Raw genomic sequence first — 13,938 nt, forward strand, 5'->3', positions numbered from 1 at the left:
CCTGGTCAGGCCTCGGGATGGGGGAGACCGTAGGAGCGGCACGAGGAGTCCGGATGCGCACCGACCGTGGTGAGTTCGAGGAGGTGTTCCGCTCGGCGTACCCGTCGGTGCTCCGGACGGCCTTCCTCGTGCTGCGCGACCGCGGCCGCGCGGAGGAGGTCACGCAAGACGGGTTCGTGCGGCTCTACGAGCGCTGGGCCGCCGCGATTCGCTACGACCACCCGGTCGCGTGGGTGCGCAAGGTGGTCGTGCGCGACGCGATCCGCCGTGCCGAGCGCGAGCGGCGCCAGCGACCCACCCTGGTGCTGGTCGACCAGGGCCTCGACGACCGCCTGCCCGACCTGGACCTGCTACGGGCCGTCGGCGACCTCCCACCGCGCCAACGCGCTGCCGTGGCGCTCTTCTACCTCGACGACCGCCCGGTGGACGAGGTCGCTGACCTGATGGCGATCTCCGAGGCGACCGTCCGGCAGCACCTGTTCATGGCCCGCTCGCGCCTCAGCGAGGTTCTCGGACCGGCCGACCGGGGGGTGAGCAGCGATGCTGGCTGACGACGAGCTGCGCGGGCTGCTGGTGTCCCGGCTCCCCGACCTCCGGCCCGAGGTCGAGACCGAGCTCGAGCGCGTCCTGTCCCGGGCCACGACGAGGGCACGGCGGCGGCGCGCGGCGTACATCGGGGGGCTCGCCGCCGCCGTGGTCGCGACCGTCCTCGTGCTCGGCCACGACTGGCGCCCCCGGGCGGACACGCCGGACCCCGTCGACCACGTCGACCAGGTGGAGGCGCGCGACCTGGTCAACCGAGGGATGTACGCCGCGCCGGCGGCGCTCAACGTGGGCCGTTACCGGGCGAGGATGCTGTCCGCGACGGGCGGCCTGCTCGACCTGCAGTTCGAGGTGGACGTGCCGTCCGGCTGGGGTCAGGACGACGTCTACGCCTTCGCCACCGGCCCGGCCGGCGAGGACGCCACCATGCGCCTGGACATGTTCGCCGACGTCCGGCAGGTGCGTCCCGATCCCTGCACCCAACGCCGGGTCCGGCCGGGCCCCACCACCCGGGATCTCGCCGTCGCGCTGGCGGGCCTGGCGAAGGTCACGCACACCGGCCCCGTGCCCGCGACCGTCGACGGGTACCCGGGCCACTTCGTCCGTCTCCATGGCCGCGGCGCTCCGGGCGTCTCTGCTCCGTGCACGGGCGGCACCGTGCCCGTGGCGGCGGAGGCCACGGGCGCGGTACAGGCCTGTGAGCTCCCGGGCTGGACCAGCCTGATCTGGGTGGTGGAGGTCGGCGGCCACCGGATCACCATCGCGGCCACCCATGGGCCGGGCGTCACGCCGGCCGAGGAGCAGGAGCTGGTGGGGATCGTCCAGTCCCTGACCTTCGTCCTGCCGTGACCTACCCGGCCAGCACCCGCAGCGAGGCCTGGAGCGCGACGTCGTTCCAGGCCCGGCGGCCGCGCAGGAGGTAGTGACCCAGCGGTCCCATGTCACGGAACTCGGCGTGCGCCGCCACCTCGGCAGCTCGCTGCACGTACGCCGCGGTCGCTCGTGCGGACGTGATGCGGTCGCGCCGGCCGTGCGCGGCGTACAGGCTCTTGCCGGCGAGCGCCGCGACGCTCTCGCCCGGAGGCAGCCACGGGGCGAGCGCGACCACGCCGCGGACGCTGGGGTCGTCGGCCACGTGCACAGCGGTGCGTCCGCCCATCGAGTGACCGAGCAGCACGACGGGGACGTCGCCGAGCTCGCGACGCACGTCGTCCAGGGCGCGGCGGGCGTCGGCGATGCGGTCGGTACCGCCGTTCCACCCGCGACGGTTGAAGCGCAGCAGCCAGGTGCTCGCCCCGGCCTCCTGGGCGCCGCGCGCGATCTCGCGCTGCATCGAGGCCGAACGGCGCCAGGACGCGCTGCGGCCGTCGACGACCTGCTGGCCGCGGTCCTTGCCCCCGTGCAGCATCAGGATGAGGGCCTCGGGCCGGATGGAGGCGTCGTACTTCGTCCAGTGCACGGTGCTCTCGGAGGTCACGGTCACGGAACCGTATTCGGTGCGGCGTCCTTCCCGGATGGGCTGTCCGTACCAGCGGGCAAGATGTCCCTGTGGCAGACGACTCGCCGACCGACCAGCAGGGGACCCCCGCCGAGGCACGCTCGCGCCACCAGGAGCTGAGCGAGCAGATCGAGGACGCCCGCTGGCGCTACTACGTGCTGGACGACCCCACGATCGACGACGCCGACTTCGACAAGCGACTGCGCGAGCTCGAGGCGCTCGAGGAGCAGCACCCGGAGCTGCGCACCCCCGACTCGCCGACGCAGAAGGTCGGCGGTGCGGTGTCCACCGACTTCACCGCGGTCGACCACATCCGCCCGATGGAGAGCCTCGACAACGCGTTCACCGACGAGGAGATGCAGTCCTGGTACTCCCGCATCGAGCGCGACGGCATCACCGACCCAGCGCTGCTCTGCGAGCTGAAGGTCGACGGCCTGGCGATCAACCTGCTCTACGAGGACGGCCGCCTCGTCCGGGCCCTGACGCGGGGTGACGGGCGGACGGGTGAGGACGTCACGCCGAACGTGAAGACGATCGAGTCGGTGCCGCACCGACTGAAGGGGACGAAGGAGCACCCCGTGCCCGCGCTGGTCGAGGTGCGCGGCGAGGTGTTCTTGCCCACGCAGGCGTTCGAGCGGCTCAACGAGTCGATGACCGACGCCGGCAAGCCGGTCTTCGCCAACCCGCGCAACGCGGCCGCAGGTTCGCTGCGCCAGAAGGACCCCCGGGTCACCGCCACCCGGGCCCTCGGGATGGTGTGCCACGGCATCGGCGCGCGCGAGGGGTTCGAGCCGACGGCCCAGTCCGCGGCGTACGACGCGCTGAAGGCCTGGGGCCTGCCCACCTCCGACCGGGTGCGGGTGCTGGGGTCGCTGAAGGAGGTGCGGGAGTTCATCGACTACTACGGCGAGCACCGCCACGACGTCGAGCACGAGATCGACGGGGTGGTCGTCAAGGTGGACGAGGTCTCGCTGCAGCGTCGGCTCGGGTCGACCTCGCGGGCGCCGCGGTGGGCGATCGCCTTCAAGTACCCGCCCGAGGAGGTCAACGCCAAGCTCCTCTCGATCGAGGTGAACACCGGGCGCACGGGTCGCGTCACGCCGTTCGGGGTGATGTCGCCGACCAAGGTGGCGGGGTCGACGGTCGAGCGGGCGACGCTGCACAACGCGCACGAGGTCAGGCGCAAGGACGTCCGCCCCGGCGACACCGTGGTGCTGCGCAAGGCCGGCGACGTGATCCCCGAGATCGTCGGGCCGGTGCTGGCGCTGCGGCCCGAGGGGCTGCCCGAGTGGGAGATGCCCACCCGCTGTCCCGCCTGCGACACCGAGCTGGTGCAGGAGAAGGAGGGCGACAAGGACCTCCGCTGCCCCAACCACGAGTTCTGCCGGTCGCAGGTGCTGGACCGGGTCTTCCACGTCGCGGGGCGAGGTTCGTTCGACATCGAGGGGCTGGGTTCGGAGGCGGCGTACGCCCTCTGGTCGGCGAAGGTGATCGCCAACGAGGGCGATGTCTTCGACCTCACCGAGGACAAGCTCAAGCAGGCCGAGCTGTTCACGCGGGCGCCGAAGAAGGGCGAGGACGGGCCGCAGCTGTCGGCCAACGGCCAGCGCCTCCTCGACAACCTCGACTCCGCGAAGGACCGTCCGCTGTGGCGGGTGCTCGTCGGCCTCTCGATCCGGCACGTGGGCCCGACGGCGGCGCGGGCGCTGGCGGCGGAGTTCGGGTCGATGTCGGCCATCGAGTCCGCGTCGCTGGAGGCCCTGGCTGCGGCCGAGGGGGTCGGGCCGACGATCGCGGAGTCGGTGCGGCAGTGGTTCGACGGGCCCGAGCGGGACTGGCACCGCGCCATCGTCGACAAGTGGCGCGCGGCCGGCGTCCGCATGGAGGACGAGCGGGACGAGTCGACGTCACGGACGCTGGAGGGCCTGACCGTGGTGGTCACCGGCTCGCTCGACGACTTCTCGCGCGACTCCGCCAAGGAGGCGATCCTGGCCCGCGGCGGCAAGGCGGCGGGCTCGGTCTCGAAGAACACCGACTACGTCGTCGTCGGCGAGAACGCCGGCTCGAAGGCCGACAAGGCCGAGCAGCTCGGCGTCCCCGTGCTCGACGAGGCCGGGTTCAAGGTGCTGCTGGAGGCGGGGCCGAGCGGGCTCTGAAGGGCGATTCGTCAGAGATCGCGGCGCTGCGCGCACCCGGAGGAGCGCTGACGAATCGAGGTCAGAGGGCCGTGAAGTCCTCGGGGAGGTCGCCACGGCCGGTGAGACCGCGGAGCAGGACCGCGTCCTCGCGGCCCTCGGCGGCGAGGGCCGCGGCGAAGGTGGTGGCGATGGTGCGGGCGGGTACCGAGCCCGGTGCCGAGGCACCGAGGGCGCGGGCGAGGTCGTCGGTGTGCACGACGAGCTCGAAGACCCGCGACGGCAGGTAGTCGGCCAGCCTCATCACGCCCGCCGGGGTGTCGACGGGCGCGTCGTCGGGGTGCGCCTCGACGGCGGCGACCGCGGCGTCGTACTGCGCCCGGAGCCCGGCGACCGGGTCGGGCCCGAGGTCGCGGCCGGCCTGGCGACCGCGCTCGGTGATCGCGTCGGGGTCGGCGTGCGCGAGCCGGAAGACCCTCGCGTAGTCCAGGGGGTGGTCGAGCTCGGGGGTCTTGCCACGCCCCGAGGTCAGGTACGTCGAGACGGTCACGAACGACCGGCCCGCGTGGCCGACCAGGTCGCGCACGGTCCACTCGCCCAGGCCGGGGGAGTCCCACCCCGATGCCGGCACCGACGCGGCCAGCGACACCAGGGCGGCCCCCGCCGCGGCGTACTCGTCGCGCAGCGACCTCGCGCCGAACGAGATCGGACGCCCGCCCCGGTCGCCGGCGAGGACCTGCTCGCGCAGGATGTCGCCGTGGCCGGCGTGCCGGGCCAGCTCCTCGACCAGGTGGACCAGCACCCAGCGCAGGGTGAGCGGGCCGCGGCGGTTGTGGAGGGCGAGGTCGTCGAGGGCGTACGACGCGGCGACGCGGCGGGACTCCTCGGCCGCGGCGCGGTACTGCGCCGACACCGACGCGATGGTGTCCTCGTCGGTGAGCTCGAACGACGCGTCCGGGTGGTCCGGGAGGCCCAGCTCGTCGCGGGTGCGTCCGTCGAGCGCGACCGGGAACCACACGCCCTCGACGAACGCCGCGTGCTTGACCAGCCCCAGCAGCGTGGTCCTCGACGGCACCAGCCGACGGCGCGCCTGCTCCTCGGTCAGCCCGTCGAGGAGCGCGAGGATCTCGGCGCGGTTGTCCTCGACGAACGCCTCGAGCTGCTCGCGCTCGGTACCGACCAGGGTCTGCTCTGCACGGCTCTCCACGCGGAGAGGATGGCAGCGGGGCTAGGAGCCGTCGGTCAGCGGGTGGCGGTGCAGGCGGGTGGCCAGCAGCCGGCGTTCGGCGTCGTTCCCGGTGAGCGCGAGGGCGCGGGTGTTCGCGGCCGCCGCCTCGTCGTCGCGGCCCAGCCGGGTGAGCAGCTGGGCGCGGGTGGCGTGGAACAGGTGGTACTCGTCCAGCCGTACGGCCAGCGCATCAACATCGTCGAGCGCCCGGGCGACGTGCTCGGGGCCGAGGTGGGACAGGGCGACCGCCCGGTTCAGCCGGACCACGGGGTTGGGGTCGTGGGCCGCCAGCACCTCGAACAGGGCGACGATCTGGAGCCAGTCGGTCTCCGCCCACGACGGGGCGGTGGCGTGGCAGGCGGCGATCGCGGCGCGCAGCTGCCAGGGACCGGAGGCGTGCAGCTCGGCGGCCCGCTCCAGCATCGCCTCGCCGGCGGCGATCGCCCGGTGGTCCCAGCGCGAGCGGTCCTGGTCGGGCAGCAGCACCAGCGCACCGTCCGCGGAGAAGCGTGCCGCGGCGCGCGCGTGCTGGAACGTCAGCAGTGCCGCGAGCCCCCAGGCCTCGGCCTCCCGCGGCAGGCTGGTCGCGACCACGCCCGCCAGCCAGACCGCGTCGCCGGCGAGGTCGCGGTCCTGCGTCGGGCCGTCGGAGGAGACGAAGCCCTCGTTGTACATCAGGGACACGACGGCCAGCACGTCCCCGAGCCGCTCGCTCAGCACGTCGTCCGCCGGCACGGTGAGCGCGATGCCGGCGGTCACGATCTTGCGCTTCGCGCGCACGATCCGCTGGGCCAGCGTGCGCTCGTTGACCAGGAACGCCCTCGCGATCTGCGGGGTCGTCATGCCGACCACGGCGCGCAGCGTCAGCGCCAGCCTCGCCTCGGGCGCGAGTGCGGGGTGGCAGCAGGCGAACAGGAGGGCGATGCGGTCGTCGGTGGCCGTCGTGCCGTCGTACGCCGCGGGCTCTGACACCACGCGCGTCGCCAGCGCGTCCTGGCGCGAGCGCCGGCGTACCAGGTCCAGTGCGTTGTGCCGGGCCGCGGTCTGGAGCCAGGCGGCCGGGTTGTCCGGAGCTCCCTGGCGGCGCCAGGTCTCCAGCGCCTCGGTGACCGCGGTCTGCACGGCCTCCTCGGCGAGGTCGAAGTCCCGGAACTGCCGGGCCAGCCGGGCGACCAGGACGCCGGACTCCTCGCGCAGGGTGTGCGCGAGGAGCCCGTCGGAGTGCCGGGCCGCCCGGTCGCTCACTCGTCGAACTGCGAGTAGTCCTCGACCATCGGCCGGATCTCGACGGCCACGCCGGGGAGCTCGAGCTGCGGCCAGGTCCTCACCAGCGCGATGGCGGCGTCCATGTCGGCCACGTCGATGACGCTGAAGCCGCCGACGACCTCCTTGGCCTCGTTGAACGGGCCGTCGACCACGACCGGGCCGTCCTCGCCGTGCTTGACCGTCGTCGCGGTCTCGATGCCGAGCAGCTCGGCGCCGGAGTCGGTGAACGTGTCGCCGTTCTCCTGGAACCACTCGTAGACCTTCTTGTAGACCGCCTGGCCGACCTCGGGGTCGACGGTGGCGTCGAGGTCGGGCCGCCTGGTGAACATCAAGACGTACTTCATGGGGATCCCTCTCGTCGGGCCCTTCCCGGGAACGGGTCGGGGACAGTGTTCACCACGTACGGCGCCGGTGCGGCCCGGAAATCGACAGCCTTCTCGAAGAACTTCTCAGCTCTCGTACATCAAGCCCATCACGCGCAGGTCGCCGTCCACCGAGACCCCCGCCGGGAGAGGCGATCCGCTGCACTCGCCGGTCGTCGGGGAGCACACGTCGACACCCTGACTGCTCACCGAGAAGAGCTCGCCGTCCGAGGTCCAGCCGAACTCCCAGGGTGCGCCGTGGATGGGGACGGACGCCCCCGTCTCGACGGTGTACAGCTCGAAGCCCTGCTCCTTCTCCTGGTCGACCACCTTGGCGAACCTGCCGTCCGGCGAGAGCGTGACGTACGGGTAGGCGCCGGCCCGGACGTCGAGGAGCGTCGCACCGGTCGTCGCGTCGACGACCGAGACGGGCTTGCTCTCACCGTGCTGGACGACCACGTGACCGCCGGAGACGATGGGGATGCCACCCCCGGGCACCACGTCGCTGGTCGACGACTCGCCGGTGCGCCAGTTCACCGTCACGGCCTTCTTGTCCATGCCGACGTAGACCACGTCGCCGGCGAGGCCGACCGGCGGCGCCTCCCAGCCGCCCCACGAGAACTCGTCCGGCACGTCGACCCGGGCGACCTCGTCGCCGCTCGTCACGTCGACGACGACGACCTGGCTGGAGTCTCCTCGCGCGGCTGCGTACGCGAGGTACGGCTCGTTCGGGTCGGTCGCCGGCACCACCTCACCGAGCGTGAGCCCGAGATCCTGCACGGTCCCGTCCGGGCGGACGAGCTCGAAGTGGAACGGCGCTCCTCCGTCCGACGAGCCGTCCTTGTTGGTGCGGAGCACGACACCCGCGGACGTCGGGTACATCGCCTGCACCACCTCGGGCAGGGTGGCCGACGTGGTGCCGCCGTGCAGGTACACGGTGTTGCCGACGGAGAACACGGCTCCCACGTCCGCGGTCCCGGTCGGTGCCGGGTCGGCGACCAGGGCGTCCGGCGAGTCCGATCCGCCCCCGACGAGCAAGGCCGTGCCGCCGGCCACGGCCAGGACCGCCACCACCGCGACACCCTGGGTGAGCCGACGGCGTCGGCGCACCCGCCGGCCGGCCGTCAGCACGTCGCCGACCAGCGGCGTGGGGACGTCGAGGCTGTCGGCCTCCTGGTGCAGCAGGGCGCTGAGTCGCTCAGTCATGGGTGGCTCCGGTGGTCAGGGGGACGACGGCCTCGCCGAGCAGGCGACGCAACGTGTCCAGGGCTTTGGAGGTCTGGCTCTTGACCGTGCCCGCGCTGCACCCGAGTGCGTGGGCGGTCTCGGCGACCGAGAGATCCTCGTAGAACCGCAGCACCACCACGGCCCGCTGACGCGGTGGCAGGTGGCCCAGGGCCTCGAGGAGGGCCGGGCGGTCGGACGGGTCGTGGTCCTGCGCGTCGTCGGGCAGCTCCCCGCTGGCCAGCTCATGGGGCAGCTCGTTGCGCCACGACTTGCGGCGGAACCACGAGGACGCCGTGTTGACCAGCGTGGTGCGGGCGTACCCCGGCGCGGCCTGGACGTCCCGCACCCCGGGCCACGCGGCGTACGTCTTGGCCAAGGCGGTCTGCACGAGGTCCTCGGCCAGTCCGCGGTCGCCGAGGAGGAGGTACGCCGTGCGGTACAGGCCGGGCCAGGCGGCCTGCACGAACTCGGTGAACTCCTGGTCCGACACCCGATGCGCCATGGGACCTCCCTTCACCTCGCAAGATGCCGTGACGGGCCGATCGGTTGCCCCACCTAGGATTCTCGGCATGCCCGAGACCCCTTCGATCAGCAGGGAGGAGCTCGCCCACCTGGCGACGCTCGCCCGGATCGACCTGTCCGACGCCGAGCTCGACCACCTCGCGCCGCAGCTGTCGGTGATCCTCGAGTCGGTCGCCTCCATCAGCGACGTGGCCGACGACGACATCCCGCCGACGTCCCACGCGCTGCCGCTGACCAACGTGTTCCGTGCGGACGTCGTGGTGCCCGGACTGACGGCCGAGGAGGCGCTGTCCGGCGCGCCCGAGCAGGAGGGGCAGCGCTTCAAGGTGCCGAGGATCCTGGGGGACGAGCAGTGAATGCCCCACAAGTCGTGAGCGACCTCATCAGGAGGACCGCCGCGGAGCTCGCCGACGCGCTGGCGGCGGGGGAGACGACCTCGGTCGAGGTCACCCAGGCACACCTGGACCGGATCGCGGCGGTGGACGGGGACGTGCACGCCTTCCTCGTCGTCGACGCCGAGGGTGCGCTGTCGCAGGCGGCCGCCGCCGACGCTCGCCGGGCGACCGGCCAGGCGCAGTCACCGCTGGACGGTGTGCCGATCGCGGTCAAGGACGTGATGGCCACCAAGGGGCTGCCCACGACGTGCGGCTCGCGGATCCTCGAGGGCTGGGTGCCGCCGTACGACGCCACCGTCGTCGCGCGGCTGCGGGCTGCCGGCCTGCCGATCCTCGGCAAGACCAACATGGACGAGTTCGCGATGGGCTCCTCGACCGAGCACTCGGCGTACGGCCCGACCCGCAACCCCTGGGACCTCTCGCGCATCCCCGGCGGCTCCGGCGGCGGTTCGGCGGCCGCGCTGGCGGCGTACGAGGCGCCGCTCGCGATCGGCACCGACACCGGCGGCTCGATCCGCCAGCCGGGTGCGGTGACGGGCACGGTCGGTGTGAAGCCGACGTACGGCGGGGTGTCGCGGTACGGCCTCGTCTCGCTGGCCAACTCCCTCGACCAGGCCGGCCCGGTGACCCGGACCGTGCTCGACGCCGCGCTGCTGCACACCGTGATCGGCGGGCACGACCCGAAGGACTCGACCTCCATCGACGCGCCGCTGCCCGACCTGGTCGGCGCGGCCCGCCGCGGCGCCGAGGGCGACCTCAGCGGCGTCCGGGTCGGCGTGGTCAAGGAGCTCGGCGGCGAGGGGTACCAGGACGGCGTGCTGACCCGGTTCCAGGAGTCGGTGGACCTGATGGTCGCCGCCGGCGCCGAGGTGGTCGAGGTCTCCTGCCCGAACTTCGTGCACGCGCTGGCGACGTACTACCTGATCCTCCCGGCCGAGGCGTCCAGCAACCTGGCCCGCTTCGACGCGATGAGGTACGGCCTGCGGGTTACCCCGGACGGCGACCCCAGCGCCGAGGACGTGATGCGCGCGACCCGCGAGGCGGGCTTCGGCGACGAGGTGAAGCGCCGCATCATCCTCGGCACCTACGCGCTGTCCAGCGGCTACTACGACGCCTACTACGGGCAGGCGCAGAAGGTGCGCACGCTGATCACGCGCGACTTCGAGCAGGCGTTCCAGCACGCCGACGTGCTGGTCTCGCCGACCGCGCCGACGACGGCGTTCAAGCTGGGGGAGAAGGTCGACGACCCGCTGGCGATGTACCTCAACGACCTGGCCACGATCCCGGCCAACCTCTCCGGCGTACCGGGCATCTCGGTGCCGAGCGGCCTGGCCGACGAGGACGGCCTGCCCGCCGGCGTGCAGATCCTGGCGCCGGCGACGGCCGACGACCGGGTGTACCGCGTGGGTGCGGCCCTGGAGGCCGCGCTGCTGCAGAAGTGGGGCGGGCCGCTGCTCGACCAGGCTCGGCCGCTGGTCGGGGAGGTTGCCCAGCGACCGTCACGAGACCAGGGGGCGTCGTCATGAGCGAGCTGCTGTCGTACGACGAGGCGCTGGAGCGCTTCGACCCCGCCCTCGGCCTCGAGGTCCACGTCGAGCTCAACACCGCCTCGAAGATGTTCTGCGGCTGCCCGACGGAGTTCGGCGCGGAGCCGAACACGCAGACGTGCCCCACCTGCCTGGGCCTGCCGGGCTCGATGCCGGTCGTCAACGAGATCGCGGTCGAGTCGGCGATCCGGATCGGGCTGGCGCTCAACTGCGAGATCGCGGAGTGGTGCCGGTTCGCGCGGAAGAACTACTTCTACCCGGACATGCCGAAGAACTTCCAGACCTCGCAGTACGACGAGCCGATCGCCTTCAACGGCTGGACCGACGTCGTGGTCGAGGGTCCGGAGGGCCCGCAGACGGTGCGCGTGGACATCGAGCGAGCGCACATGGAGGAGGACACCGGGAAGTCGCTGCACGTCGGCGGTGCGACCGGCCGCATCCACGGTGCCGACTACTCGCTGGTCGACTACAACCGCGCCGGCATCCCGCTCATCGAGATCGTCACCAGGCCGATCCTTGGCACGCGCGAGATCGTGCCGCTGGTGGCCAAGGCGTACGTCGCGCAGCTGCGGGACCTGCTGCTCGGCCTCGGTGTGAGCGACGTACGGATGGAGCAGGGCTCGCTGCGCTGCGACGTGAATTTGTCGCTGGCGCCGCGGGACGACGGTTCCGAGTCCGACAACACCGGCCGACACTCGCTGGGCACGCGGACGGAGACCAAGAACGTGAACTCGCTGCGCTCGGTGGAGCGCGCCGTGAGGTACGAGGTGCAGCGGCACGCCGCCGTGCTGACGTCCGGACGGCCGATCCTCCAGGAGACGCGGCACTGGCACGAGGACACCGGCATCACGACGTCCGGGCGTGAGAAGTCCGACGCCGAGGACTACCGGTACTTCCCCGAGCCCGACCTCGTCCCCGTCGCGCCGGACAAGGAGTGGGTGGAGCGGCTGCGGGCCTCGCTGCCCGAGCCGCCGCACGAGCGGCGCGCCCGGCTACAGGCGGAGTGGGGCTTCTCCGACCTCGACATGCGCGACACCGTCGGCGCCGGGGCCCTCGGACTGGTGGAGGCGACCATCGCCGCGGGCGCCACGCCCCAGGCCGCTCGCAAGTGGTGGCTCGGCGAGCTGGCGCGGCGGGCGAACGAGACCGAGACCGACATCTCCGCACTCGGCGTGACCCCTGCCCACGTGGCCCGCGTGCAGGCGCTGGTCGACGAGGGCGCGATCAACGACAAGCTCGCGCGCCAGGTCTTCGACGGGTTGGTCGCGGGGGAGGGTACGCCGGACGAGATCGTCGCCGCCCGCGGCCTGGCCATCGTCTCCGACGAGGGCGCCCTCTCGGCTGCCGTCGACAACGCCATCGCCGCCAACCCCGACGTCGCCGACAAGATCCGCGACGGCAAGGTCGCCGCCGCCGGTGCCCTCATCGGCGCGGTCATGAAGGAGATGAAGGGCCAGGCCGACGCCGCCCGCGTCCGCGAGCTGGTGCTGGAGAAGCTGACCTGAGCATCCGGTGGTTGAGGTGCGAGGAGCGCCAGCGACGAGCCTCGAAACCACCACAGCATCGACGGGGTGGTTTCGAGGCTCGGGCCTGGCGGCCCTCACACCTCAACCACCGAGTAGTCGCGGTAGGGTGAGCGCGCTCCCGACCGGGAGCGACAACAACACGCCCGCTGTCGGGGGAAGCCGGTCGAATTCCGGCGCTGACCCGCAACCGTAGGCCACCCAGCTCTCAGCAGGGTGGCGAGCCGGAGCACCCACAGCCGAGCGTCCTGAAACACACGCTGTCGAGGAACGCAGCGGGTGGCTCACCGGCAGCGTGCCGGCGTCCCTCCCGCTGCAGCAGCGGGAAGGAAAGCATGTCCGCCTCACGTCCCCTGGCCCGTACCTGGGCCACCCTCGCGGCCGGAGTCACCGCCGCGACCCTCGTGCTGTCGGGGCCCGCGGCCCAGGCCGCGACGATCGACCAGAAGCCCGTGTCCCAGGGCGCCTCCTGGCTGACCGGCCAGCTCACCAAGAACCTGGTGCACAACGAGCAGTACCAGTTCGACGACATCGGCCTCTCGATCGACGTGGCCCTCGGGCTGCACGCCGCCCACAAGAAGCCCGAGGTCAGTGCGGCCATCACCCGGGCCGTGGCGAGGAACGTCGCGTTCTACGTCGGCGACGGCGACCAGGGCATCTACGCCGGCGCCACCGCGAAGGCGGCCTGGCTCGCCCAGGTGCACGGGAAGGACCCGCGCGCGTTCGGCGGTCTCGACCTGGTCAGCCAGCTCGAGGGCAGGGTCGCGTCGGCGGCGCCGATCACCGGCCGCATCGAGGACGCCTACGACCCGACGAGCGCGTCCGGCGGGGACTACGCCAACGTCATCGGCCAGGCGTACGCCGCCGAGGTGCTCGCCCTGGCTGACAGCCCGAAGGCTGCCCCGGTGGCGTCGTTCCTGCTGGACCAGCAGTGCTCCGCCGGCTACTTCCGCCTGGGCTTCACCGCCGACAAGACCGCCAAGGACCAGACCTGCGACGGCGCGCCCAAGCGTCAGCGGGCCGCCGACACCGACGCGACGGCCATCGCCGTGCTCGCGCTGCGCAACGTCCCGGGAGCACCGGCCGAGCAGGCGACGAAGAAGGCCGTCGCGTGGCTGACCGGCGTGCAGGCGCCCAACGGGTCGTTCGGCGGCGGCACGTCGACGAAGGACGCCAACACCAACAGCACCGGTCTTGCGGGCTGGGCACTGACCAGCGCCGGCGCGTTGGGAGCGGCGACCAAGGCGGCCGTCTGGGTGCGCAACCTGCAGGTCGCGGTGAACCCGTGCGCCAAGAAGCTGGCCAAACAGGGCGGCGCGATCGCCTACGACCAGGACGCCTACGGCACCGCCCAGGGCTTCGGCATCAAGAAGAAGGACCAGGACCAGTGGCGGCGCGCCTCGGCGCAGGCGCTGCCGGTGCTCACGCTCGCGCCCGCGGCGACCGGCACCTTGACGGCACGGGCGCCGGGCAGCGTCGCGTCGGGTGCGAAGCTGCGGATCTCGCTCACCGGCGTGGCGCCGGGCCAGCGGGTGTGCGTGGTCGAGGGCGCGTCCTCGTACGAGTTCTTCTCGGGGCGGAAGGCGACCAGCCAGGTCACGTTCGTGGTGGCCTCCGACCCCGGCGCTCGCACCTTCCACGTCTGGGTCGGCAACCAGCGTCGCGACGTCACCGTCCGCGTCACCGGCTGAG

General features: G+C 72.7%; 13 protein-coding genes. 7 read left to right on the forward strand and 6 right to left on the reverse strand.

Annotation, left to right across the window (positions count from 1 at the left end; genetic code table 11):
- Positions 1-53: 53 nt before the first annotated feature.
- A complete protein-coding gene (locus tag ISU07_RS07930; protein ID WP_194706240.1) occupies positions 54-551 on the forward strand; it encodes an RNA polymerase sigma factor in 498 nt (165 codons plus the stop codon).
- Positions 541-1,392: a hypothetical protein gene (locus tag ISU07_RS07935; RefSeq protein ID WP_194706241.1), complete on the forward strand. Its 852-nt coding sequence runs from the start codon at positions 541-543 to the stop codon at positions 1,390-1,392. Before ISU07_RS07930 ends, ISU07_RS07935 begins: the two co-directional genes overlap by 11 nt.
- 1 nt (position 1,393) lies before the next feature.
- Here ISU07_RS07935 and ISU07_RS07940 read toward each other — a convergent pair whose 3' ends face one another.
- Complete coding sequence (locus ISU07_RS07940) at positions 1,394-2,020, reverse strand: alpha/beta hydrolase (RefSeq protein WP_323742489.1); 627 nt, start codon at positions 2,018-2,020, stop codon at positions 1,394-1,396.
- Between the two features lie 71 nt (positions 2,021-2,091).
- Here ISU07_RS07940 and ligA point away from each other — a divergent pair, with 71 nt between their 5' ends.
- On the forward strand, positions 2,092-4,197 hold the full coding sequence (gene ligA / locus ISU07_RS07945; RefSeq protein ID WP_194706242.1) for an NAD-dependent DNA ligase LigA: 2,106 nt from the start codon (positions 2,092-2,094) through the stop codon (positions 4,195-4,197).
- Positions 4,198-4,258: 61 nt separating this feature from the next.
- Here ligA and ISU07_RS07950 read toward each other — a convergent pair whose 3' ends face one another.
- The 5 genes from ISU07_RS07950 to ISU07_RS07970 form a co-directional block, all read right to left on the reverse strand.
- Positions 4,259-5,383: a mycothiol transferase gene (locus ISU07_RS07950; RefSeq protein WP_194706243.1), complete on the reverse strand. Its 1,125-nt coding sequence runs from the start codon at positions 5,381-5,383 to the stop codon at positions 4,259-4,261.
- A gap of 21 nt (positions 5,384-5,404) precedes the next feature.
- Complete coding sequence (locus ISU07_RS07955; RefSeq protein WP_194706244.1) at positions 5,405-6,649, reverse strand: RNA polymerase sigma factor; 1,245 nt, start codon at positions 6,647-6,649, stop codon at positions 5,405-5,407.
- Positions 6,646-7,014, reverse strand: coding sequence for a YciI family protein (locus ISU07_RS07960; RefSeq protein WP_194706245.1), 369 nt, complete (start codon positions 7,012-7,014; stop codon positions 6,646-6,648). Before ISU07_RS07960 ends, ISU07_RS07955 begins: the two co-directional genes overlap by 4 nt.
- A gap of 105 nt (positions 7,015-7,119) precedes the next feature.
- A complete protein-coding gene (locus ISU07_RS07965) occupies positions 7,120-8,238 on the reverse strand; it encodes a YncE family protein (RefSeq protein ID WP_194706246.1) in 1,119 nt (372 codons plus the stop codon).
- Positions 8,231-8,761 carry a SigE family RNA polymerase sigma factor gene (locus ISU07_RS07970; RefSeq protein ID WP_194706247.1) on the reverse strand — a complete coding sequence of 177 codons (531 nt, stop codon included), beginning with the start codon at positions 8,759-8,761 and terminating at the stop codon, positions 8,231-8,233. The genes ISU07_RS07965 and ISU07_RS07970 overlap by 8 nt, the downstream gene beginning before the upstream one ends.
- Positions 8,762-8,828: 67 nt before the next feature.
- Between ISU07_RS07970 and gatC the strand changes: the two genes are divergently transcribed.
- The 4 genes from gatC to ISU07_RS07990 all read left to right on the forward strand — a co-directional run bounded on the left by gatC (position 8,829) and on the right by ISU07_RS07990 (position 13,937).
- Positions 8,829-9,137 (forward strand): Asp-tRNA(Asn)/Glu-tRNA(Gln) amidotransferase subunit GatC, encoded by a 309-nt coding sequence (gene gatC / locus ISU07_RS07975; protein ID WP_194706248.1) that lies wholly within the window; start codon positions 8,829-8,831, stop codon positions 9,135-9,137.
- A gap of 14 nt (positions 9,138-9,151) precedes the next feature.
- Positions 9,152-10,702, forward strand: coding sequence for an Asp-tRNA(Asn)/Glu-tRNA(Gln) amidotransferase subunit GatA (gene gatA, locus ISU07_RS07980; RefSeq protein ID WP_194706249.1), 1,551 nt, complete (start codon positions 9,152-9,154; stop codon positions 10,700-10,702).
- Complete coding sequence (gene gatB / locus ISU07_RS07985) at positions 10,699-12,228, forward strand: Asp-tRNA(Asn)/Glu-tRNA(Gln) amidotransferase subunit GatB (RefSeq protein ID WP_194706250.1); 1,530 nt, start codon at positions 10,699-10,701, stop codon at positions 12,226-12,228. The genes gatA and gatB overlap by 4 nt, the downstream gene beginning before the upstream one ends.
- Before the next feature lie 353 nt (positions 12,229-12,581).
- Positions 12,582-13,937: a prenyltransferase/squalene oxidase repeat-containing protein gene (locus tag ISU07_RS07990; protein ID WP_194706251.1), complete on the forward strand. Its 1,356-nt coding sequence runs from the start codon at positions 12,582-12,584 to the stop codon at positions 13,935-13,937.
- Position 13,938 lies beyond the last annotated feature (1 nt).

It is taken from the genome of Nocardioides islandensis (genome assembly GCF_015352455.1).
GTDB lineage: Bacteria > Actinomycetota > Actinomycetes > Propionibacteriales > Nocardioidaceae > Nocardioides > Nocardioides islandensis.